We start from the raw sequence: 235 nt of genomic DNA, 5'->3' as shown, positions 1-235 counted from the left end.
ACCCGATGGGAGAGGAACGTGCGGTTGTCAGGGAGTGCCTTGGCATTGAGCTTGAGACGACACAGCTTCCATCTGCTGCCAATGCGGTCGTGGTGAATGTGGAGACGATCTCCAGAGTGACAGAGGCGATCGAGGAGAGAAAGCCGTGCTTCTTAAAGAATATGACAGTGATCGGTAAGTTAAACGGCGGAAATGAGCCGCATGTTTATATGGATGTTCCGGTTGGGACAAGCGT

At 52.3% G+C, this 235-nt stretch carries 1 pseudogene; it reads left to right on the top strand.

The window, feature by feature from the left end:
• Positions 1–235: pseudogene (locus tag HJY11_RS13720) on the top strand (proline reductase-associated electron transfer protein PrdC); the annotation flags it as partial.

The organism is Bittarella massiliensis (ex Durand et al. 2017) (assembly GCF_017566145.1).
GTDB classification, from domain to species: domain Bacteria; phylum Bacillota; class Clostridia; order Oscillospirales; family Ruminococcaceae; genus Bittarella; species Bittarella massiliensis_A.
The sequence above is the reverse complement of the archived record's forward strand: the minus strand, read 5'-3'. Positions and strand labels throughout refer to the sequence as shown.